The organism is Echinicola rosea, from assembly GCF_005281475.1.
Taxonomy (GTDB): Bacteria; Bacteroidota; Bacteroidia; order Cytophagales; family Cyclobacteriaceae; genus Echinicola; species Echinicola rosea.
On record NZ_CP040106.1, the window covers coordinates 184,462 to 207,403 of the forward strand.

General features: G+C 44.5%; 17 protein-coding genes. 8 read left to right on the forward strand and 9 right to left on the reverse strand.

All coding sequences use genetic code 11. The annotated features are described in order from the left end of the window. Positions 1–20: 20 nt before the first annotated feature. The 9 genes from FDP09_RS00835 to rsmA all read right to left on the reverse strand — a co-directional run bounded on the left by FDP09_RS00835 (position 21) and on the right by rsmA (position 15,460). Complete coding sequence (locus FDP09_RS00835; RefSeq protein ID WP_137400864.1) at positions 21–5,522, reverse strand: hypothetical protein; 5,502 nt, start codon at positions 5,520–5,522, stop codon at positions 21–23. Positions 5,523–5,563: 41 nt separating this feature from the next. Beyond that, positions 5,564–7,162, reverse strand: a complete 1,599-nt coding sequence (locus tag FDP09_RS00840; RefSeq protein WP_137400865.1) for a T9SS type B sorting domain-containing protein — start codon at positions 7,160–7,162, stop codon at positions 5,564–5,566. Further along, on the reverse strand, positions 7,159–9,474 hold the full coding sequence (locus FDP09_RS00845) for an OmpA family protein (protein ID WP_187328766.1): 2,316 nt from the start codon (positions 9,472–9,474) through the stop codon (positions 7,159–7,161). Before FDP09_RS00845 ends, FDP09_RS00840 begins: the two co-directional genes overlap by 4 nt. 2 nt (positions 9,475–9,476) lie before the next feature. Further along, positions 9,477–10,445 (reverse strand): PorP/SprF family type IX secretion system membrane protein, encoded by a 969-nt coding sequence (locus tag FDP09_RS00850; protein WP_137400867.1) that lies wholly within the window; start codon positions 10,443–10,445, stop codon positions 9,477–9,479. Between the two features lie 821 nt (positions 10,446–11,266). Further along, positions 11,267–11,659, reverse strand: a complete 393-nt coding sequence (locus tag FDP09_RS00855; protein ID WP_137400868.1) for an HIT family protein — start codon at positions 11,657–11,659, stop codon at positions 11,267–11,269. 49 nt (positions 11,660–11,708) lie between these two features. Further along, positions 11,709–12,182 (reverse strand): transcription elongation factor GreA, encoded by a 474-nt coding sequence (gene greA, locus FDP09_RS00860; RefSeq protein WP_137400869.1) that lies wholly within the window; start codon positions 12,180–12,182, stop codon positions 11,709–11,711. 154 nt (positions 12,183–12,336) lie between these two features. Then, positions 12,337–13,272 carry an NAD(P)-dependent oxidoreductase gene (locus FDP09_RS00865; protein ID WP_137400870.1) on the reverse strand — a complete coding sequence of 312 codons (936 nt, stop codon included), beginning with the start codon at positions 13,270–13,272 and terminating at the stop codon, positions 12,337–12,339. A 50-nt stretch (positions 13,273–13,322) separates the two neighbouring features. Continuing rightward, positions 13,323–14,690, reverse strand: coding sequence for a magnesium transporter (gene mgtE, locus FDP09_RS00870; protein ID WP_137400871.1), 1,368 nt, complete (start codon positions 14,688–14,690; stop codon positions 13,323–13,325). After that, positions 14,678–15,460, reverse strand: coding sequence for a 16S rRNA (adenine(1518)-N(6)/adenine(1519)-N(6))-dimethyltransferase RsmA (gene rsmA / locus FDP09_RS00875; protein ID WP_137400872.1), 783 nt, complete (start codon positions 15,458–15,460; stop codon positions 14,678–14,680). Before rsmA ends, mgtE begins: the two co-directional genes overlap by 13 nt. A gap of 54 nt (positions 15,461–15,514) precedes the next feature. Between rsmA and FDP09_RS00880 the strand changes: the two genes are divergently transcribed. The 8 genes from FDP09_RS00880 (at position 15,515) to accC (ending at position 22,907) form a co-directional block, all read left to right on the forward strand. Then, a complete protein-coding gene (locus FDP09_RS00880; protein WP_137400873.1) occupies positions 15,515–16,951 on the forward strand; it encodes a leucyl aminopeptidase family protein in 1,437 nt (478 codons plus the stop codon). A gap of 99 nt (positions 16,952–17,050) precedes the next feature. Continuing rightward, positions 17,051–18,073 carry a 4-hydroxythreonine-4-phosphate dehydrogenase PdxA gene (gene pdxA / locus FDP09_RS00885; RefSeq protein ID WP_137400874.1) on the forward strand — a complete coding sequence of 341 codons (1,023 nt, stop codon included), beginning with the start codon at positions 17,051–17,053 and terminating at the stop codon, positions 18,071–18,073. Between the two features lie 71 nt (positions 18,074–18,144). Then, on the forward strand, positions 18,145–18,708 hold the full coding sequence (locus FDP09_RS00890; RefSeq protein ID WP_137400875.1) for a YceD family protein: 564 nt from the start codon (positions 18,145–18,147) through the stop codon (positions 18,706–18,708). Between the two features lie 18 nt (positions 18,709–18,726). Continuing rightward, positions 18,727–18,918: a 50S ribosomal protein L32 gene (rpmF, locus tag FDP09_RS00895; protein ID WP_015264052.1), complete on the forward strand. Its 192-nt coding sequence runs from the start codon at positions 18,727–18,729 to the stop codon at positions 18,916–18,918. Positions 18,919–19,362: 444 nt separating this feature from the next. After that, positions 19,363–20,361 carry a beta-ketoacyl-ACP synthase III gene (locus tag FDP09_RS00900; protein ID WP_137400876.1) on the forward strand — a complete coding sequence of 333 codons (999 nt, stop codon included), beginning with the start codon at positions 19,363–19,365 and terminating at the stop codon, positions 20,359–20,361. Positions 20,362–20,385: 24 nt separating this feature from the next. Beyond that, the gene (efp, locus tag FDP09_RS00905; protein WP_137400877.1) at positions 20,386–20,949 is read left to right on the forward strand and encodes an elongation factor P; all 564 of its coding nucleotides are present in this window, start codon (positions 20,386–20,388) and stop codon (positions 20,947–20,949) included. Between the two features lie 99 nt (positions 20,950–21,048). Next, positions 21,049–21,528 (forward strand): acetyl-CoA carboxylase biotin carboxyl carrier protein, encoded by a 480-nt coding sequence (gene accB / locus FDP09_RS00910; protein ID WP_137400878.1) that lies wholly within the window; start codon positions 21,049–21,051, stop codon positions 21,526–21,528. A gap of 29 nt (positions 21,529–21,557) precedes the next feature. Then, entirely contained in the window at positions 21,558–22,907 is a 1,350-nt protein-coding gene (gene accC, locus FDP09_RS00915) for an acetyl-CoA carboxylase biotin carboxylase subunit (protein ID WP_137400879.1), read from the forward strand. Positions 22,908–22,942: the final 35 nt, after the last annotated feature.

Sequence of the window (22,942 nt, forward strand, 5' to 3'; positions counted from 1 at the left end):
TTTTTTATTGAACTGTCCCCTTATTCCTTTACCACGAACACCACATTCATAAAGGAACCTTCATAGACTTCAGCACCATCTATAACATCATAGGTTAATACACCTGTTTCAGAAACTTGTACGTTTTCAAACAAACTTTCATCAAACCATGTAATATGGTATTCCAATTCATTTGCAGGCAATACAGGAATTCCTTCCGAAGCCCCGGTGCTGCTCACCAATGGATTCGTAAATTGACTGATATACTTGGAATGTAAATCTATGGTACCGAAGGTATCTCCTGAAGGCACCTGCTCTTCATTCACAGGAATGAGCACAGATGGCATGTAAAAGAATTTTGGCAGTGTTGCCTTAAGGGATTTAATAACACCGTCTGTTCCTGCAACCAGTACACGATCCTTCTGACCTGTCTCAGCAGCCTCAATCGTACCAATGTTTGTATTAATCTCACGTATTCTTACATTACCATCTTTTACATCAAGCCTAACCGAAACGGCTTCACCTGAAAAATCCCCTACTCCTACATTACCCACTTGGTAAATATGCTCGGTATTCGATTGTGCCTTTGCTGTGGTATTTTCTATTTGCCATGGCTCCGTTACATTTGTTTGTATCCATGTAGCATCATTAGTTGAGGGATCTCCATCAGGGTCTTCAATATAAGTATATACATCGCCCGTCATTTCATCAACATAGATATCACCTCCCTCTCCTGTCGTGCCGTTTCCGTTCGGGTTGCCCGTTCCGCTCTGCGTGACATCAAAGCTCACCGCTGAACCATCAACGGCAGTATGCGTTACCGTGCCGTTGTTAACCGCCAGCATGTCAGAAAGGCCACTCGCCTGTTCCCAGGTATCGGTCGTAGGATTATACGTGTAGATTTCCCCTGTCGATTCGTCAACATAGATATCACCGCCTTTGCCTTGGGTGTCGTTACCGTTCGGGTCGCCCGTCCCGCTCTGCGTGACATCAAAGCTCACCGCTGAACCATCAACGGCAGTATGCGTTACCGTGCCGTTGTTAACCGCCAGCATGTCGGAAAGGCCGCTCGCCTGTTCCCAGGTATCGGTCGTAGGATTATACGTGTAGATTTCCCCTGTCGATTCGTCAACATAGATATCACCGCCCTTGCCTTGGGTATCGTTACCGTTCGGGTCGCCCGGGCCGCTCTGCGTGATATCAAAGCTCACCGCTGAACCATCAACGGCAGTATGTGTAACCGTGCCATTGTTCACCTCAAGCATATCGGTGTTTTTATCCCACTCTCCAGTCGTTTCATTGTATACATACGTGTCGCCCGTGCTGTTGTCGATATACACATCACCACTCTCGCCTGACGTACCGTTATCATTGGGGTCGCCCTCGTCAACCGTGATCGAATCGCCATCGCCGCCAACCTTTACCCAGTCCGTACCATCATTGGTATATACCGTTCCTGTGGTTTCATCGACATAGATATCACCGGCCGCCCCAACTGTACCGTTGTCGTTCGGATCGCCCGTCCCGCTTTGCGTGACATCAAAGCTCACCGCTGAACCATCAACGGCAGTATGCGTTACCGTGCCGTCCTCTACACTCAGGCTGTCGCTGTTGACCTCCCACTCCCCGCTTTCCGGGTTGTAAACATAGGTGTCCCCTGTGCTGTTGTCAACATACACATCGCCCGCTTCGCCTGGCGTGCCGTTATCGTTGGGGTCGCCCTCGTCAACCGTGATCGAATCGCCGTCGCCGCCGACCTTTACCCAGTCCGTACCATCATTGGTATATACCGTTCCTGTGGTTTCATCGACATAGATATCACCGGCCGCGCCAACTGTACCGTTGTCATTCGGATCGCCCGTCCCGCTTTGCGTGACATCAAAGCTCACCGCTGAACCATCAACGGCAGTATGTGTAACCGTGCCATTGTTCACCTCAAGCATATCGGTGTTTTTATCCCACTCTCCAGTCGTCTCATTGTATACATACGTGTCGCCCGTGCTGTTGTCGATATACACATCACCACTCTCGCCTGACGTACCGTTATCATTGGGGTCGCCATCGTCAACCGTGATCGAATCGCCGTCGCCACCAACTTTCACCCAATCGGTACCGTCGTATGCGTATACATCCCCGGTACTCTCGTCCACATATACATCCCCGGCCTCGCCAACTGTAACGTTGTCATTCGGATTTCCTGATCCGCTTTGCGTTATATCGAAACTCTCGGTGTTGCCATCAAGGTCGGTATGGGTTACTTTTCCACCTGATACCGTCAGGCTGTCGCTGTTGACCTCCCACTCCCCGCTTTCCGGGTTGTAAACATAGGTGTCCCCTGTGCTGTTGTCAATGTACACATCGCCCGCTTCGCCTGGCGTGCCGTTATCGTTGGGGTCCCCATCGTCAACCGTGATCGAATCACCGTCGCCACCGACCTTAATCCAGTCCGTACCATCATTGGTATATACCGTCCCTGTGGTTTCATCGACATAGATATCACCGGCCTCGCCAACTGTAACGTTGTCGTTCGGATTTCCTGATCCGCTTTGCGTTATATCGAAACTCTCGGTGTTGCCATCAAGGTCGGTATGGGTTACTTTTCCACCTGATACCGTCAGGCTGTCGCTGTTGACCTCCCACTCCCCGCTTTCCGGGTTGTAAACATAGGTGTCCCCTGTGCTGTTGTCAATGTACACATCGCCCGCTTCGCCTGGCGTGCCGTTATCGTTGGGGTCCCCATCGTCAACCGTGATCGAATCACCGTCGCCACCGACCTTAATCCAGTCCGTACCATCATTGGTATATACCGTCCCTGTGGTTTCATCGACATAGATATCACCGGCCTCTCCTGTCGTGCCGTTTTCGTTCGGGTTGCCCGTTCCGCTCTGCGTGACATCAAAGCTCACCGCTGAACCATCAACGGCAGTATGCGTTACCGTGCCGTTGTTAACCGCCAGCATGTCGGAAAGGCCGCTCGCCTGTCCCCAGGTATCGGTCGTAGGATTATACGTGTAGATTTCCCCTGTCGATTCGTCAACATAGATATCACCGCCTTTGCCTTGGGTGTCGTTACCGTTCGGGTCGCCCGTGCCGCTCTGCGTGACATCAAAGCTCACCGCTGAACCGTCAACGGCAGTATGTGTAACCGTGCCGTTCTCAACTGCCAGCATATCGGTGTTTTTATCCCACTCTCCAGTCGTCTCATTGTATACATACGTGTCGCCCGTGCTGTTGTCAATGTACACATCACCACTCTCGCCTGGCGTGCCGTTATCGTTGGGGTCGCCATCGTCAACCGTGATCGAATCGCCGTCGCCACCAACTTTCACCCAATCGGTACCGTCGTATGCATATACATCCCCGGTACTCTCGTCCACATATACATCGCCGGCCTCGCCAACTGTAAAGTTGACGTTCGGATCGCCAGTGCCTGTTTGGGTTATATTAAAGCTTATTTCGGTATTATTTTCAGACGTATAGGTGTACGTTCCGTCCCCATTATCCTTAAGAGTGGTTACCGTCTCATTGGACTTTACAAGCTCATCAAAGCTTATGGTCTGCGTGTCACCTGCATCGTCAACGTAGGTGAATTTATCTCCATCGTAGCTCACATTCCCGCCGACGCTCTGGATGTACTCCTCTACCGTCGTGTAATCATTGCCGTTGATCGTAACGGGACCCTCATTGATGATTTCCTCGAACTGTTCCACCACACCGGCAGGAATGTCCACTGCTGTTCCCGTACCCGCAATGGGATCGCCATTCTCGTCGATCTCCGATTCGTTGTAATACGTATAGGTACCGTCGCCATTGTCCACAAGGGTGGTTACCGTTTCGTGTTCTTTTACAAGCTCTTCAATGTTGATGACCTGCTCATTACCTTCTTCATCCACATAGGTGATATTTTCACCGTCGTAATATACATTGCCGCCTACGTTCTCGATCAGCTCCGTAATGGATTTCTTTACGGTCTCATTATTGATGATGTCACCGAATTCATTGACCACAGCTGACGGTACATTGATGATCGTCTCCAGTCCTTCCTCGTTCGAATAGGTATATGTCCCATCACCATTGTCCACCAAGGTGGTTACCGTCTCGTGTTCTTTTACAAGCTCTTCGATGTTGATGACCTGCTCATTACCTTCTTCATCCACATAGGTGATATTTTCACCGTCGTAATATACATTGCCGCCTACGTTCTCGATCAGCTCCGTAATGGATTTCCTTACCGTCTCATTATTGATGATGTCACCGAATTCATTGATCACAGCTGACGGTACATTGATGATCGTCTCCAGGCCTTCCTCGTTCGAATAGGTATATGTCCCATCACCATTGTCCACAAGGGTGGTTACCGTTTCGTGTTCTTTTACAAGCTCTTCGATGTTGATGACCTGCTCATTACCCTCTTCATCCACATAGGTGATATTTTCACCGTCATAATATACATTGCCGCCTACATTCTCGATCAGCTCCGTAATGGATTTCCTTACCGTCTCATTATTGATGATATCACCGAATTCATTGACCACAGCTGACGGTACATTGATGATCGTCTCCAGTCCCTCCTCGTTCGAATAGGTATATGTCCCATCACCATTGTCCACCAAGGTGGTTACCGTCTCGTGTTCTTTTACAAGCTCTTCGATGTTGATGACCTGCTCATTACCCTCTTCATCCACATAGGTGATATTTTCACCATCATAATATACATTGCCGCCTACGTTCTCGATCAGCTCTGTAATGGACTTCCTTACCGTCTCATTATTGATGATGTCACCGAACTCATTGATCACATCTGACGGTACATTGATGATCGTCTCCAGTCCCTCCTCATTCTTATAGGTGTAGGTACCGTCGCCATTGTCCACTAGGGTAGATGTTGTTTCATTCAATAACGTTTCAATGCTAACCTCTACTAAATCCCCCTCTTCAGTGGTATAGCTAAATGAATCACCATTATAGTAGACATTTCCTCCGTTTTGCTCGATGATTTCCACCAGCTCTTGTAAAACCTCAGTATTGTTTACTATCTCCGTAAACATATTCACAACGTCTGAAGGAACATTTATGATCGTCTCCTCTCCTTTTTCGTTGGTATAAAGATATGTCCCATCCCCTTTTTCTTCCAAAGTGGACGTAGTTTCCTGTAGTAAATCGCTGATATCGATTTGCACCAAATCGCCCTCTTCATTTACATAGAAGAACTGCTTTTTTTCAGGATCAAATATCACATTATTGGCATCATCACCAGTAGATCTCAGCCTTCTCCATTTGTTTGAAAACCAGTAATAATAACCTGGTGAAATCAAGTCACTGTCTGTGATATTGAAAACCAACAGGCTTTCAATATTTCCTTCAGTTATCGTTTCGTTATCCGTAACGCTCTTCAATGCTATTCTTGGGATCAAAACTCCTTTATCTGATGAAACGATCTCCAATTGAGATGAAGGGTTCGGCGTGTTGGTTCCTATCCCTACTTGAGCATTGGCATACCCCGCTCCTAGGCAAAATAGCAACACTAAAAGTAAATTTTTCATGCTCATATTATTTTGGTCAAATGTCTTACAATATTTTTTTGTTATTCTAATGGTTCTGAGATTACCTGGATCCACCCTTTAAACTCTTCCTTTTGGCCATTTTGCATTATGACTTCGAGCACATAAAAGTAGGTTCCATCGACCAAGCCTTTTGCGGCCCAATCATTTTGGTAATCTTCAGCTTCATATACATGGTCACCCAACCGATTGAAGATGGTGATCCTATTTTCTTTAAACTTGTTCAGCCCATTGATTATGAATGTATCGTTATCTAAATCACCATTTGGGGTAATCACATTGGGTAAAAAGAACTTGTTTACCTTATTAATGTCCTCATCTTCGTTGTCTTCTGGATTAGCATCTTCTTCTGCCGAATTCACATTTACTGCGTTTAGGATCGTCCCCTCTTTTTCCGTCGTAATGGTCAGCTTAATGACCATTTCATCTCCAGCAATAAATTCTGGAATGCTCCACATCAAGGTCTGTCCATTCACTTCCAGCTCATACTCCAAAAGCCCAAATGCCGACTCCACTGTCATCTCTTTAAAGCGAGTTCCCGGAGGAAGATTATCCACCAGCACCACATCAGTAGCATTGACATCACTGTTATTTTGCACTATAATTTCATACTCAAGATCATCTCCTTCCCATACCACTTTCTCAAATGACGTCTTGGTAACCCTTAAATCAGTAATTCCGCTTTGTATCAAAGCAAAGGTGTACACCCCGCTAGCATTAAGCCGTGCCTTTGCGGTGACAGTGTAGTTTTCAATATCTACCACTCCTCCCAAATCAATCCATTGCCCCTCTTCCTCATCCCATTTTACGATGTGAATATTACGCTTTTCTTCACCTAGGATAAATGCAGGAGTGGTCACATCACGCCAGGACAACGTCACATCTATATCTTCACCTCCACCACTTACCCAGTTCAAAACCCAATATTCTGAATCATCAATCTCCTGAATTTTTGACTCCTTATTTGCCCGCGGATAGTGCGCATCGGGATCCTCAAAAAAATACTTGGTTTCTGCCGTATATAAATCACCCGCAGGGGAATACGACATCCCATCGAACCTAAAGTAACCTTTATCACCGATTGGACATATAAAATCCTCATTTCCACTCTTTTGAATCACCCCATCAACATGACTATCGTCTGAAACATTGCTGTGGGTCGCACCATTTTCGAAAATGATCAATCCTCCGTATCCATCACCTTGGACAATCCCACGCCTGAAATCTCCATTACCCGCAACACTCAACACCCCTCCCAAATGAAATGCATACTGGTCGTGGCCATTATCAAATACCACATCATTGAGTTCAGCGATCTGACTACCGGTAATTTCTTGAATTCCAGAAAGCCCTATAAAGCGTGTCATTCCTGCATTGCCTCCTTTGGTAAAAGTGACTTCTCCATCATTTTTAAAATGGGAATACACGTATAGGTCCCCATCATTTACTATGGACCCCTCCACCTTGTTTTCCAAAGGAAACAAGGTGGAAACTGTTGTTCCTTCCGCTATTGTCATCACGCCGTGATTGGAAGTCTGTGCATTGGCTATGTCACAAACCACCATCAGTATCATTATGGCCAGACTAGCGATAAGCGATATGTTATTCCTTCCTGGCATCATTTAATTTCAATTATTATTTCCTGTAGTCCTGTATCAAAAGAGGCCATCCGAGACTGGTGTTTGGTACCCTGAACTTCCTCTACATTCTCAAACCACTCCTTGGACAACCTTTTGGAGGAAATCCCTCTCCCCGTCAAATAGTCCACGGACATAGATGCCCATTTCTCAAAAACTGCTTGATCAGAAGCTCCTAAAAAACGTAAAACCACCTTTGGATTCATCTGCAAAAACAGCTTTAATCGCTCTAACGTCATCAACTGCTCTCCACCAAGGGCATCTTCTTCTGGCTCAAAATCCAATTTGTCCGCCTCTGCTTTTTTGAGCAATTCGTCCAAGGAACTGGTAAGTGAACAGTAATCCTTGTACTCCTTGTGATTGGCCAACCAATCATCGACAGCAACTTTAAGCACGAGTTCACTTCGTCTGTTAAGTTGATGTTGGTCTTCGCTGCAGTCCTTGCCATCAGGACAATCTACTGCCAAGCGTCCTTCTCCAAACCAATTGACATTTATCCGTTCTTTGGGTATTCCCTTTCCTACCATATAATCCTCCACTGACTTTGCCCTGCTCTTACTCAGTCGCTGATTGTAGCGATCGGTAGCCCTAGAGTCCGTATGGGAACTCACATCCAAGGACAATCGGGGATACATCTTCATAACTTCCACTACATCATCTAGGATATCATGCTCAGTCCTTCGGATAAGGCTCCTGTCCAAGTCATAATAGATGATTTCTGTAATGGCTATATCAGCCGCGGGGATCTTGGCCAAATAGTATGTTCTTTTGATGGTTCCGGAATCCAACCCGACACTCGATATACTCTTATCGTACACAGGAAAGTAGCCTTCAAGATCGATTTTGATCTCATAATTTTGCTCTGCTGACAAATCCGCAAGAAACGTCCCCTCCTCTTTTCTTTTCCATTCCACACTATCACCGTCGATTTGGTGAAGGACCACTGGGGCATTTTCCAAAACATTTCCATCGCAATCCATCACTTTTGCCAATAGCTTTCTCCGAGCGGGAAGCAATTGATAAATATCATCAAGACCTTCTTCTCCTTTTCTGTTTGAACTTATATAGATTTCTTCGTCACCGTACTGTCGGTAAGCAAAGTCATCACTGACCGAATTGACTTTCTCCCCCATATTGACTGCTTGGCCAAAGACCTCACCTGTGAGTGACCTAGCAGAAAAAATATCTAAGCCTCCGTATCCGGAATGGCCATCTGACGCAAAATAGAATTTACCTTTATATGCAAAGGGATCCCTTTCATTGGACTTGGAATTGATCCTCTCCCCTAAATTTGCCGGAGCAGAAAAAATAAACCTGTCACCTTCTTTATAATAGGTAACATAGTAAATATCGTAACCTCCGTATCCGCCTTCCATGTTGGACGCAAAGTATAATCGACTGGTCTCCTGATCAGCAAAAGGCGTAATCAGGCCATACTTGAGTGGTGAATTCCGTGGAAATGGCTGGGCAAACAAGAGCCTGCCGTCTTTATTGATTGCACCGTAATACAACTCGGGCTGTATCTCAAAGTCGCGGCTTTTCACCTCATCTTTCAGGTCCCTTGTTACCGAAAAGAACATATAATCCACTCCCTCAACAGTGACGACACTGGGGTCGCTTACATGCATAAAGCCACTGCCCTTCGTATTGACCGCATGAATATTACCTTCAGCATCCTGGCGGTAAATCTTAAGGTAATCACGTCCAGTCCATTCATAGATCTCCTCTCCATACATCTTGTTCTTGGCATCAAACCGAAGTTTCTTCACCCGTGCCCCATCATCAAGCTTTTCTCCCCTATCTGACACAAAGTAGCGATTCCCATTTGCGTCTTTGTCAAGTATAAAATCAGCTGCTACGCTGTTGATATCCCCTAGATACTTTACCGGATCCTCTCCTCCTGTTTTAGAAACAGGCTTATAGTTTACTGGCTTGTGTTCTTTATCCGTTATCCTGTTTTCTGACAGGTAATCCAATATTTCTTCTCTCTGGCCTATCGCTAGGGCTGCATCCAAGAAACCCGTAATGTCCTCATCTGTGTATTCTCCACTAAAAGCAAAGGCCTTCTTGTACCATTCAATGGAAAGGTCGTATTCATTGTTTTTTGAATGACAAAATGCAGCATTCTGGGCTGAAGTATAGGTAGGCCTTTTTTCATAGGCCTTTTCATACACCTCAGCAGCCACTTTATAATTCATCTGCGTCTTTTGCTGATCTGCATACCTGAGCAATGAATATTGGGCATTTGCAGTCAAAGCCACCAATAAAATCGATATGATTAAAACAACTCTCTTCATAACTAAAACCATCTTTGGTTTCTCATTTTGACTTTCTTTGGAGACAAATAATAGCCCAAGGAAATTTCGTGGGAATTGTGCCTTTTATTCTGTAGGACATTCATATTCACATCATAGGCATAGCCGACCCTGAAATTCTCTACAGCGAAAATCTCCACGATCAAGGCCACAGCATTTCGGTTGCTCAAATTCTCTGGAAGGTTGCTTTTCCAAGCTTTTGTATTCGTCCTGTAGGATCCTCCAAGCCAGAGCCTGTCATAAAACAAGAACAAAGCATTAAGGTCTATATTGGTAGGGGCACCCTTTACTTCTTTGACCAAAAAAGATGGTTTAAAGGATAAATTATCCGCAATGGGCACCAAACCACCAGCTGTGAAATAAAAATGAAATGCCTGATAGCCTCGACCAACCCCCTGTTTTTCAAACACTTTGTTATTAATGACATTATAGGCACTGATTCCTACATAAAAATTTGAAGTATTATAGAATAACCCCAAATTCAGGTTTGGATCGAGTACATTGACAACTCCCCGGCTAATATTTTCATCATCTTCATGTACCGCTTCTAGCATACTGAAGTCTATCCGATAGTCAGAAACCCCTGCACTGATTCCTAATCCCAAAAACCCCTCATAACCTACCTGAATGCGGTATGCATAGGTCAACATGGCTCCAGTGGTCTTGGAGGGTCCCAGTTCGTCATGTAAAAAAGAAATGCCAAAGCCCATTGTCCCTTCATTGGCACTGAAATCGGCCGATAAAGACATCGTCCTGGGAGCCCCAGGGAAATTGGCCCATTGAGAGCGGTAGGTGGACTGAATATATCCTTCCTCCTTGTAGCCTGCGTATCCAGGATTAATATAAAGACCATTAAATATGTATTGGCTAAACTGGGGAAGTTGTTGAGCATGCCCTTCCATGATGCCCAAGGCAAACATAATTAGGACTGCTACTTTTAATAATTTTCCCATAGCTCAAAGCATTTAATTCTTAAATTGGATTATTCTCATTCCAATGATCTAATTGCATCGTGCCGGCATTTTTGAGTGGATAAAAAAGAACTACTATCATTTATTACCACTTATAAACCATTCGACTACATACAAATGTCATTTATACAAATAACATAAGTTTTTTTATTAATTGATAAAAATCACATACGCAGATGTACGCAAACTGGTAAGTTATAACTACGCATTCATACTCAAAATTATTTATATACAATAAAAAATTCTTATAGTTAATTTTTATAGCATAAAAAACATTTAATAACACAAATATTTCACATAAATGTAAAAATTAAAAAATACATTGAAAGCCAAATAATCAAACCTAAAAATAATTATATTTAAATAGCGTATAGAACAGATTTCTTGCGAAATCAGTTAAATAAAACCACTTCATTGCTTACACAAATAAAACATCTCTTTTAAGTAGAAATCGCCAAATTTAACTGCACGTATTTTATTTTCCTTCATCCTGTTTGGTCATTTTCCGGATCAAGGCATACTTCTGCGTGGGGGCTCAAAACAATTTTAAGCTACAGACTATAAGGATGAGCACCGATTTACAATTGCTCAAGAGTCCTATCTGCGTTAACCACATCTATCTCCGGTAGAAGTACTGGGTGTAGCGAAACCTGAAGAGCGGTGAAAAGAAAAATACCGATGACCGCTGGCATTCACTTTACATTTATTAAGGCCTCAGAGCCTGAAAAAACCCAAACACAAATGGGGAGACTGTTTGGCTTTGCAGCCCTACACCCTCCCCATTTGAATATGTTAAATGTTCCTTATAATTCAGCTTTTATCCGAGCAGCTATCTCCGCCAGCTCATCATCACCTAACTTTAACTTAGGCCGTGTAAAATTGATATCATCCATGGTATTCAAAGGCACCAAATGGACGTGGACATGAGGCACTTCCAATCCAATTACCGCAACCCCTACCCGTGTACATTTGATTGCCTTATCCACTCCCTTTGCAACTTTTTTAGCAAAAATATTCAGCCCTGAGAGTATTTCATCTTCTAGGTCAAAAATATAATCAACCTCCTTTTTGGGAACAACCAGCACATGCCCCTTTACCAAGGGCATAATGTCCAGAAACGCGATAAAATCTTCATCTTCCGCCACGATATGGGCGGGGATTTCTCTATTAATAATTTTTGTAAAAATGCTTGCCATGGGATAAAAATAAAAAATCCCGAATGGAAAACCATCGGGATCGTGTTTTTTAGTAAGTAATATCTAGTACTTCAAATTCTACGACTCCTGCAGGCGCATTTATCTGTGCAACTTCTCCTACTTTCTTGCCCAAGAGGCCTTTTCCAAAAGGTGAAGCCAAGGAAATTTTATTGGCTTTCAGGTCTGCTTCCTCTTCCGACACCAAAGTATAGGTCACCGTCATGCCATTTTTTACGTTTTTTATTTTCACTGTGCATAGGATCCCTACTTTAGAGGTATCCATTTTGGAATTGTCCAGCACGCGGGCATTGCCGATCACCCCTTCCAACTTGGCTATTTTCAATTCAAGAAGTCCTTGCGCATCTTTAGCGGCATCATACTCAGCGTTTTCACTCAGGTCCCCTTTATCTCTTGCCTCAGCGATCTGCTTGGCAATATCCTGTCTTCCTTTGGTCTTTAGTTCCTGAAGTTCATCCTTCAGTTTTTTAAGCCCCTCTTCAGTATAATATTGTACTTGTCCCATAGTCTTATAATTTATCAAAGTGTGAAAAATAAAAGAACGGTCTCATTTCTGAAGACCGTTTCTCTTTTCCACTTGTATCTTGTGTATAGCGCAAATATAAGTATATATTGACGACAAAGCAATTTTACCCATTGGATTTATAGGCCAAACCACCTCATTCTGCCAAAAATTCACCCGAAATCTTCTTCACGAGCACTTCATTGATCTTTTTATAAGATTGGAAAGTCCATCCTGCTATATGCGGAGTAAACACCACATCTGTGCGCATCACTAACTTATCAAAAGAACGCTTCTGGAGGGGCGTTAAGGATTGAAGCTTTTCATTTTCGAGCACATCAAGCAAGGCACCTTTTAGGATCCTTTTTTCCAACGCCTCGTTTAATGACTCCAGGCTGACCACCTCTCCTCTCGCCGTGTTGATAAGGTAAAATGGCTTGCTAAAATCATCCAACACCTCTACGGTGAAGAAATCCCTCGTTTCAGAAGTGAGTGGCACATGGATACTGAGTACATCTGCCTTTTGCTGAATATCCTCAAAAGTCGCCTCTGTGGCATATTCATCACTGTAATTTTCCAAGTACTTATCATAGGCCAAAACCTCAACACCAAAACCACTAAGCCTGCGGGCAAAGGCCTTTCCCATATTGCCATAGCCAAAAACCCCCACGGTCTTACCCTGAAGCTCTTCACCTCTGTTGCCTTCCCGGTCCCATATTCCTTGGCGCACTTCTCTATCTGCATTCTGGAGGTTATTGAAAAGCATCAGCAGCATCGCAACGGCGTGCTCAGCCACCGCGTCCCGGTTCCCTTCGGGTGCATGAAAAAGCCTTATGCCATGCTCACGGATATAGTCCAAGTCTATCTTATCCAATCCTGCCCCTGCCCTACCGATGAATTTTAGCTTTTTGGCCTTCTCCATCAGTGCCTTGTCCATTGGAGTCTTTGACCTGATGATCAACCCTTCATAATCTCCAATGATTTCTTCTATCTCCTCCCTGGTGATCTTTGGGCTATAATTCACCTTAAAGCCTTTGGCCTCCAGTAAAGGAGTAATACTGGCGTGCATTTCGTCAATTATCAGTATGTTCATCTATCTGTAGATTAAAAACCTGGCCAAACCAAGTTTTCTATTGTTAACTTTTAAAGATTAAGGAGCATCATGGCCACTAAAAAGTAAACTGCCAGGCCCAGCAGGTCATTTGCAGTGGTGATAAACGGGCCGGAAGCCATCGCAGGATTGATGCCAAATTTGTCCAAAACGATCGGGGTCACCGTCCCCATGAACGATGCCAAAAGCACTACACTGAACAATGCAAATCCCACCACGACTCCAAACTTCATCTCATTGCCATAAACGAATACCACCGTGCCAAAAACAACGGCACCAAGCACTATGCCATTGAGCACGGCCACCAGCAGTACTTTAGCAAATCTCCTCCCAATACTCTCCGCAAAGACCGACTTCGCCGCAAGGGATTGTACGACCAGTGAGGAAGATTGGATCCCGACATTCCCCCCGGTCGCGGTGATAAGCGGTATAAACGAGGCCAGCTGTATGTACTTGCTCAGCCCATCATTGAACACCCCAATGATCCTTGCGCCCATCAATCCGCCAAAAATCCCTATCAATAGCCACGGCAAACGTGCCTTCGAAAGCCGGAACACAGAATCCGACTCCTCTACGTCATCGGAAATACCGGTCATCGCCTGCATGTCTTCTTCCGTCTGCTCTCTGATCACATCCAACACATCATCTACCGTAATCCTCCCTACAAGTTTGTTTTTGGCATTGACCACAGGAAGTGCTTCAAGATCGTATTTACGCATAATCTCGGCGATTTCCTCTTCATCCATATAGGTAGGCACCGACATGATATCTTCTTCATAAATATCCTTGATTTTGGTATTTGCAGATCCCAAAATAATTTTCTTTAGCGCCACTCTACCCAAAAGGCTCTCTTTATTATCCACCACATAAATGGAATAAATTTTCTCCACATTCTCTGCTTGCCTTCGGATTTCGTCTATGGTCTGGACAACGGTCCAGTTAAGATTGGCCTTGATAAACTCCTTAGCCATCAGCGCACCGGCACTTCCTTCTTCATACCGCAACAGCTCCATGATGTGGCCAGCTTTCTCTTTTTCTTGAAGATGGCTGATCACATCTTCCCGGTCTTTCACTACTAGCTGATGCAGGATATCCACCGCATCATCAGACTCCATAGAATCAAGCAATACAGCCAATTCATCTGATTCCATCTCTTGGACCAGCTTAAACTGCGATTCCTCATCCAGTTCAATAAGCACGTCTGCAGCAAATTCACGCTCAAGTATCCTCAGCACAAACAGTACTTCTTCCATCTCCAGTTCGTCCAGCAGTGAAGCCACATCAGCCTCATTGGTTCCCTCCAAGGATTCCAAGATACCATCGATGTTCTCCTCCTCAATACCTGTCCTAAAGGATTCCAAGTACTCTCTTGAGAGCTCAAATTCTCTTATTCTTTCCAAGACATTTCCAGTTTATTGGTTAGTGAAATAAAAGCTGATACATCTAGCTGTTCTGCACGCTTGTCCAAAATGGGGTCTTGTTTCATTTCATCAGACAGCCCTAGCGATTTCAACGCATTCCTTAAGGTCTTTCGCCTCGTGCTAAAGCCCTGCTTTACCACCCTAAAAAACAACTTTTCGTTGCAATCCAGCATTTCGGTTTTATTTCGCTTTAGCCGGATCACACCACTGTTTACTTTTGGAGGGGGATCAAAAACGGCTGGCGGAACGGTAAATAAATATTCTATATCATAGTAAGCCTGCAAAAGCACGCTCAGAATACCGTAATTCTTATTGCCATGGGGAGAGGCTATCCGTTCGGCCACCTCCTTTTGAAGCATACAGACCACTTCTGCCACATTATTCCGGACTTCCAAAATTTTGAAAAATATCTGGGACGAAATATTGTATGGAAAATTACCAGCTACGATGTACCTTCCAGCAATAACCCTTCCAAAATCATATTTCAGGAAATCGGCATCAATAATTTTTTCATCCAATTGGGGATATTTCTTGTGCAGGTAAGCAATCGATTCCTTGTCAATGTCCACCAAATATAATTCCCAGTCCTGCTCAAGCAGAAAGTCGGTCAGTACCCCCATCCCCGGACCTATTTCCAAAACCTTCTTGACTCCCATGTGTCCTGTTACGGACATGGCAATCCTTTCAGCTATCCCAAGGTCTTTCAGGAAGTGCTGTCCAAGGTGCTTTTTCGCTCTGACCTTCTCCATCTTTATTTGTCTGATAAAATTATACTAAATTGCCAATCAAAATTAAGACAATATATGTTAACCGCCATAAGATTACTAGACTCTCCGGGAAATCTTCTCCACCAAAGTGGGGTGATATTTATTTCCAGTGAGCAAGACCTCGAAAGGGTCCCTGTAGATACAACCAAGTCTGCCTATATCAAGTCGCAGTTATGGGAAAAGAACAAGTCACAAGTACATTTTTCAAGTGAAAGTAGCCAATTGGTTTTTGTAAAGACCAAAGATCATGATAGCTCCAGTTATCAATTGGAATTGGCCAGAAAAGCAGGAGCTGCCAGCTGGAAAGTATTGAAGGAATGGGACCGCCCTCGTGTCTTTTATTTTGGAAAATCAGAGAAACTCCTGATGGCATTTCTTGAAGGCGCTGTACTGGCCTCTTACAAATTTTCCAAATACAAATCCTCAAAAAACCAAGCCCCTTCTTCTGTAGAAGTTTGCACAGACATTACGGATGAAAGCAATCTGGAAGAGTTGATCTCGGTTTGTCTGGCTACTTTTGTTGCCCGGGATTTGGTCAATGAACCAGTGATCTACCTGAATGCTGTCCAGCTTAGCAATGAGATCGAAAAACTGGGAAAGGCCTATGGCTTCCATACTGAAATACTGGATGAAAGTAAAATCACCTCATTAAAAATGGAAGGACTGCTGGCCGTCAATGCAGGAAGTGAACTCCCTCCCACCTTCTCAGTGATGCATTATAAGCCTGCTTCTACCAAGAAATTCAAGAAACCTGTTGTCCTGGTGGGAAAAGGAGTCGTGTACGACACCGGCGGACTTAGCCTTAAGCCCACACCGAATTCCATGGATTTCATGAAAGCAGACATGGCCGGTGCAGCAGCGGTCGTGGGCACATTATGCGCCGTTGCCAAAATGGGATTGCCTGTGGAAGTGATCGGGCTCGTTCCTGCCACAGATAATCGACCCGGATATAACGCCATCACTCCCGGGGACATCATCACTTACCCAAACGGCAAAAGTGTGGAAATCCTCAATACCGACGCAGAGGGCCGGCTGATTCTTGCCGACGCCCTACTCTATGCGGCTAAATACGACCCAAAACTGGTCATCGACCTGGCCACACTTACCGGGTCAGCTGCTGCTGCACTAGGGAAAGAAGGTGCCGTGATGATGGGCAAAGCCTACGATGAGGAAAAAGGGTTCCTGAAAATAGCGGGCAAAGAAGTTTGTGAGCGATTGGTAGAATTCCCCCTGTGGGAAGAATATGGCGATCAGCTAAAGTCAACTGTGGCGGACATCACCAATATCGGAGGCCCTACTGCAGGTGCTATTACAGCAGGTAAGTTTTTGGAACACTTCACGGATTACAACTGGATCCATATCGATATTGCTGGGCCTTCGTTTATCAAAACGGGAGAAAGCTACCGGCCCGCCGGAGGAACGGGCTTTGGCGTTAGGCTGATCACGCAATTCCTAAAGAACATTTCCAAATAAGCCGTTTCCACAAAACATAAATCATCGTAAAATGTCCACAGCCAAAACACCTTCTTAGGATTAGGGCAGGGCATCGAAAAACATAAACAAACTGATGAAATGAATTCTAAAAAGAATAAACCTGTAATAGGCATTACTATTGGCGACATTAACGGGATTAGTGCTGAGGTGACCATGAAAGCACTGATGGACAATCGTATCCTAAAACTGGTCACACCAGTCATCTACGCCCATGGTAAAGCGTTGACATTTTACCGAAAGCACTTAAAGCTGGAAGACTTTAACTTCATGCAGGTCCGAAACATCGGTGAAATCCATCATAAAAAGGTGAATGTCATCAACGTGACGGAAGAATGTCCCGAGGTCATGCCAGGAACGGAAACTTCTGAAGCCGGCAAAATGGCCTTGGCAGCACTGGACCGAGCGATTGCGGATATCAGAGAGCATAAAATAGATGCCTTGGTCACCGCTCCGTTAAATAAAAACAATATTAACGCGGAGTCGTTGAAGTTTGTGGGGCACACAGAGTATTTGACAGAGGCTTTCGAAGCCAAGGAAAGCATGATGTTCATGGTTTCCGAAGACATGCGAGTGGGATTGGTTTCCGGCCATGTGCCCCTTAGCCAGGTAACCGAAAATGTCACAGGCAAAAAAATCAAGCAAAAACTAAAAATAATGCTGGCTTCGCTGCGTGACGATTTCGGCATCGAAAAGCCGCGAATAGCCGTTTTGGGACTGAATCCACATGCGGGAGAAGATGGACTTCTGGGCAAGGAAGAAACGGAAATCATCCAACCAGCCATTCGGGAATACAAAGACAAAGGCCATTTGATATTTGGCCCATACCCTTCGGACGGTTTCTTCGGGATGATGCACCAGAAAAAATTTGATGGAGTACTGGCCATGTACCATGACCAAGGCCTCATCCCTTTTAAAACCTTGGCTTTTGAAAATGGCGTCAACTTCACGGCAGGATTGCCTATCGTAAGGACATCGCCAGACCACGGCACTGCGTACAATATTGCCGGCAAAAACATTGCTGATGAGGGCTCTATGCGCGCAGCCATCTTTACAGCCTACGATATCCTCTCCCAAAAGCAACCTTGGGAAGAGGATGAATAAAAATAAATCGTAGCCATATTTTATATTTAAAAATAGTTCGCTAAATTTGCGGTCTTAAACAAGCAGGAGGAATGGTTAAATTCTGGAGAGCTTTTGACATTGACATCATCAAACTCAACGAAGGAACGCATGAGTTTTCCTTGGATGTAGGCGATGAATTCTTTGAGCAAATCAAAGGCAATGATCTGGTAAAAAAAGGAAATCTGCAGGTCACGCTCCTTTTACGAAAGGAAGTCAACCTTCTGGAGGCAACATTCAAAATAGATGGCACAGTGGAACTTACCTGTGACAGAAGCTTGGAAAAATATGACCAGGCACTGCACACGGTGGAGAAGATCATCTACAAATATGGGCCAGAGGAGCAGGAAATCAACGAAGAAATCTTCATGATTACCCGTGACACGCCCAAAATCAATGTTGCCCAATTGATTTATGAGTTTGTAATACTTGCTTTGCCGATCAAAAAAATTCATCCTGATTATCGGGACGAAGAAGAAATGGAAGGTGAAGGCAGGTTGGTATATTGGTCCGATGAGCCAGAAGAAGAGGAAGAAAGCAATTCTTCTGAACCTGACACGGACGACCAGATAGATCCCAGATGGGAAGCATTAAAAAATATTAAGAAAAAAGATTAATCTAAAAACTGTATAGAGATGGCACATCCTAAGCGCAAAATTTCAAAAACCAGAAGAGACAAGAGAAGAACGCATTATAAGCTTACCGCTCCAGGTTTGGCTCAATGCCCTACTACTGGTGAATACCACTTGCCTCACAGAGCTTATTGGCTTGATGGAAAACTTTATTACAAAGGTCAAGTGATCATTGAAAAAGAAGTCCTTGCCTAAGCAAGTGGAATCGATCAACGAATCTTATGTCACTTAGAAAAAGTGATAGCCATAAAAAAATCCATTTGGAAAAATCCAGATGGATTTTTTTTATGGCTTTGGTTCTCTTTTGTCACATCACAGATGAATAGCCATACCCAAAAGGCACCAAATGCATGTCGCAACCTGCACCCATAGGAATTTATAATCCCATCAACTTCAAAAAAGATATCCGAAAATCACACCCTGCAGGTCAAATCGAGGGCTGCTTGGTCTTAATCGGCCACAAAAAGGATTCTACTTCCAAAATTACTTGGTGGTAAGGCACATTTTAAATAATTTTGAAAGCCAAAATTATTTTGTATTTGATTCACTGTAAGAAATACTACAAAATAGCATAAAGTAAGGAGCAATTGCTGACATCCCACCGATTTAACAATAGCATTTGCCCAAAACAAAAAATAAATGGAAAAAACAAGAGCTGTCATTACCGGTGTCAATGGATGGGTTCCGGATTATGTTTTGACAAACAAGGAACTCGAGTCCATGGTGGAAACCAGCGACGAATGGATTACCTCCCGTACCGGTATCAAAGAACGACGAATACTTAAAGGTGAAGGCAAAGCCACCTCGGACATTGGTGCCAATGCCATCAAGGGCCTACTAGAAAAAACGAATACCGCCCCAGAAGACATTGACCTCATCATCTGTGCGACGGTAACCCCGGATATGCCTTTCCCTTCCTGTGCGAACATGATTGCTCATAAAGTAGGGGCCAAAAACAGCTACAGCTTTGACATTTCTGCTGCCTGCTCGGGCTTCATCTATGCCCTGACCATCGGCAGCCAATTTATCGAAACGGGTATGCACAAAAAAGTCATCGTGGTAGGTGCGGACAAAATGTCCTCCATCGTAAATTATGAAGACAGGACGACCTGTATCATCTTTGGTGATGGTGGCGGAGCGGTCTTATTGGAACCTACTACCGAAAACGTAGGGGTCATGGATTCCCTGCACCATTCAGACGGATCAGGCTCTCCTTACTTACACATCAAAGCAGGAGGCAGCTTAAATCCAGCCACCGAGGAAACCGTCAAAGCAAAAGAGCATTATGCTTACCAAGAAGGCTCCACTGTATTTAAATTTGCCGTAACCAATATGGCAGAAGTGAGTGCCCAAATAATGGCCAAAAACAACCTCAATGGAGACGACATCGCTTGGCTAGTACCCCATCAGGCCAACAAACGGATCATTGACGCCACTGCAAACCGCATGAACGTGGGGCCCGAAAAAGTAATGATCAACATCGAAAAATACGGCAACACCACCGCCGGAACCATCCCGCTCTGCCTATGGGATTATGAATCTAAACTTAAAAAAGGAGACAATATCATCCTTGCCGCTTTTGGAGGAGGATTTACTTGGGGCTCCGTTTATCTCAAATGGGGATACGACCCAAAATAAATTAACATAACTAACAAGAATCTTATGGCAAGTACTGCAGATTTCAAAAATGGTTTATGCATGGAGATGAACAATGACATTTGGAGCATTGTGGAATTCCAGCATGTCAAGCCCGGAAAAGGTGCTGCTTTTGTCAGAACCAAACTAAAAAGCCTAACCACTGGCAAGGTACTGGAAAAAACCTTCAACGCCGGAGAAAAAATCACGACCGCCAGGGTAGAAAGAAGACAGCATCAGTTTTTGTATGCAGACGACTTGGGCTATCACTTTATGGACACCACTACCTTTGAGCAAATCCCTATTCAAGAAAAACTCATCGAAAGGGCGGATCTGATGAAGGAAGGACAACAGGTGGACATCCTTATCCACGACGAAACAGAAACTCCCCTTGGCGTCGAGTTGCCGCCTTTTGTAGAGTTACTGATCACCTATACAGAACCCGGCATCAAAGGGGACACGGCCACCAATGCCCTGAAACCTGCCACAGTGGAAACTGGAGCGACTGTGATGGTACCTCTTTTCGTGGATCAAGACATCATCATTAAGGTGGATACACGGGACGGTTCCTATTCTGAAAGAGTAAAATAATTTCAAAAGCTATGTGATTTGTTTAAATTACATAGCTTTACGTTTTTATAAACCCATCAATTGCTCTATCAAAAAAAGCAATTCTTAAAACATAATTTCATGAAAGCCAAAGAAATACAAGAACTAATAGATTTTATTTCCAACTCAGGCCTAGCCGAGGTAAAAATCGAAACGGACGAATTCAAGTTGTCCATCAAGAAAAATGCAGAAGCCCAAGTAGTAAAAGCTGCCGAAGCAGCTCCTGCACCTACCCCAAGCCCTGCACCCGCTCCTGCACCTGCGGCGGCTTCTCCTTCTCCGGAAAAAGAAGCTCCTGAGGCAGAAGACACTTCCAAATACTTAGAAATAAAATCGCCGATGATCGGTACCTTCTACACCACACCAAATCCTGATTCTGACAACTTTGTCAATGTGGGAGACAGCGTGAAGACAGGACAGACCGTTTGCATTATTGAAGCCATGAAACTTTTCAATGAAATTGAGTCTGAGGTTTCAGGAAAAATCGTAAAAATCCTTGTCGAAAACGCTACTCCAGTAGAATACGACCAACCACTTTTCTTGGTTGACCCAGCAGGATAAATTTATTTTTCCACCAATTTGAAATAACCGTGTTTAAAAAAATACTAATTGCCAACAGAGGGGAAATAGCACTAAGAATCATCCGTACTTGTAAAGAAATGGGGATCAAAACAGTAGCCGTTTACTCCACTGCAGATAAAGACAGCCTCCATGTGAGATTTGCAGATGAAGCCGTCTGTATAGGCGCGGCGCCCAGTCGTGAATCCTATCTGAATATCCCAAGGGTAATAGCAGCAGCCGAAATCACCAATGCTGATGCGATCCACCCCGGCTATGGCTTCCTTTCAGAAAATGCCGAATTTTCCAAAATCTGTGAAGAATACAACATCAAGTTCATTGGTGCCAGCTCAGAAATGATTGAGAAAATGGGCGACAAGGCTACTGCCAAAGCGACCATGAAAGCAGCTGGCGTACCTACCATCCCTGGCTCTGAAGGCTTGCTTGACTCTATCGAGCAAGGCATCAAGATCGCCAATGAAATGGGATACCCAGTTATCCTCAAAGCCACCGCAGGTGGTGGTGGACGTGGCATGAGGATCGTCCGTGAAGAAAGTGGATTCAAAAAAGCTTGGGACGACGCCCGCCAAGAATCAGGTGCAGCCTTCGGCAATGACGGCCTTTACCTCGAAAAATTCGTTGAAGAACCTCGTCACATCGAAATCCAAGTCGTCGGCGATAACACGGGCAAAGCTTGTCACCTTTCTGAAAGGGACTGCTCTATCCAACGAAGACACCAAAAACTGGTCGAAGAAACACCTTCTCCTTTTATCACTGACGAACTCAGGGATGCCATGGGCAAAGCTGCCATCAAAGGCGCCGAAGCCATTGGTTATGAAGGTGCCGGTACCATCGAATTCCTTGTGGACAAACACCGTAACTTCTACTTCATGGAGATGAATACCCGTATCCAAGTAGAACATCCGATTACCGAAGAGGTGACTGATTACGACCTGATCAAGGAGCAAATAAAAGTAGCTGCAGGCATCCCTATCTCGGGTCAAAACTACTATCCAAAATTATACGCCATGGAATGCCGGATCAATGCCGAAGACCCTGCCAATGGTTTTCGACCCAGTCCTGGCAAAATCATTAACCTTCACCTCCCCGGAGGACGTGGCGTAAGGGTGGACAGTCATGTATATGCTGGCTATATCATCCCACCAAACTATGATTCGATGATCGCAAAGCTGATTGTCAGTGGGCAATCGCGGGAAGAAGTGATCGTTAGAATGAAGCGTGCGCTAGAGGAATTTGTGATTGATGGCATCAAGACCACCATTCCATTCCACATAGCGCTTTTAGAAGACGAAGAGTTTAAAGCAGGCAACTTCACCACAAAGTTCTTGGAAACGTTTGACTTCTCAGTCATTAAAGGCTAAATAGGTCATTAACAGTTATAAAAAAAGCAAAAAGG

Bases quoted from the DNA above. Each gene is read 5' to 3' on its own strand.
- FDP09_RS00835 (WP_137400864.1), bottom strand. From the start codon at position 5,522: ATGAAAAATTTACTTTTAGTGTTGCTATTTTGCCTAGGAGCGGGGTAT.
- FDP09_RS00840 (WP_137400865.1), bottom strand. From the start codon at position 7,162: ATGATGCCAGGAAGGAATAACATATCGCTTATCGCTAGTCTGGCCATA.
- FDP09_RS00845 (WP_187328766.1), bottom strand. From the start codon at position 9,474: ATGAAGAGAGTTGTTTTAATCATATCGATTTTATTGGTGGCTTTGACT.
- FDP09_RS00850 (WP_137400867.1), bottom strand. From the start codon at position 10,445: ATGGGAAAATTATTAAAAGTAGCAGTCCTAATTATGTTTGCCTTGGGC.
- FDP09_RS00855 (WP_137400868.1), bottom strand. From the start codon at position 11,659: ATGGCAAGCATTTTTACAAAAATTATTAATAGAGAAATCCCCGCCCAT.
- greA (WP_137400869.1), bottom strand. From the start codon at position 12,182: ATGGGACAAGTACAATATTATACTGAAGAGGGGCTTAAAAAACTGAAG.
- FDP09_RS00865 (WP_137400870.1), bottom strand. From the start codon at position 13,272: ATGAACATACTGATAATTGACGAAATGCACGCCAGTATTACTCCTTTA.
- rsmA (WP_137400872.1), bottom strand. From the start codon at position 15,460: ATGGAGAAGGTCAGAGCGAAAAAGCACCTTGGACAGCACTTCCTGAAA.
- FDP09_RS00880 (WP_137400873.1), top strand. From the start codon at position 15,515: ATGTTAACCGCCATAAGATTACTAGACTCTCCGGGAAATCTTCTCCAC.
- pdxA (WP_137400874.1), top strand. From the start codon at position 17,051: ATGAATTCTAAAAAGAATAAACCTGTAATAGGCATTACTATTGGCGAC.
- FDP09_RS00890 (WP_137400875.1), top strand. From the start codon at position 18,145: ATGGTTAAATTCTGGAGAGCTTTTGACATTGACATCATCAAACTCAAC.
- rpmF (WP_015264052.1), top strand. From the start codon at position 18,727: ATGGCACATCCTAAGCGCAAAATTTCAAAAACCAGAAGAGACAAGAGA.
- FDP09_RS00900 (WP_137400876.1), top strand. From the start codon at position 19,363: ATGGAAAAAACAAGAGCTGTCATTACCGGTGTCAATGGATGGGTTCCG.
- efp (WP_137400877.1), top strand. From the start codon at position 20,386: ATGGCAAGTACTGCAGATTTCAAAAATGGTTTATGCATGGAGATGAAC.
- accB (WP_137400878.1), top strand. From the start codon at position 21,049: ATGAAAGCCAAAGAAATACAAGAACTAATAGATTTTATTTCCAACTCA.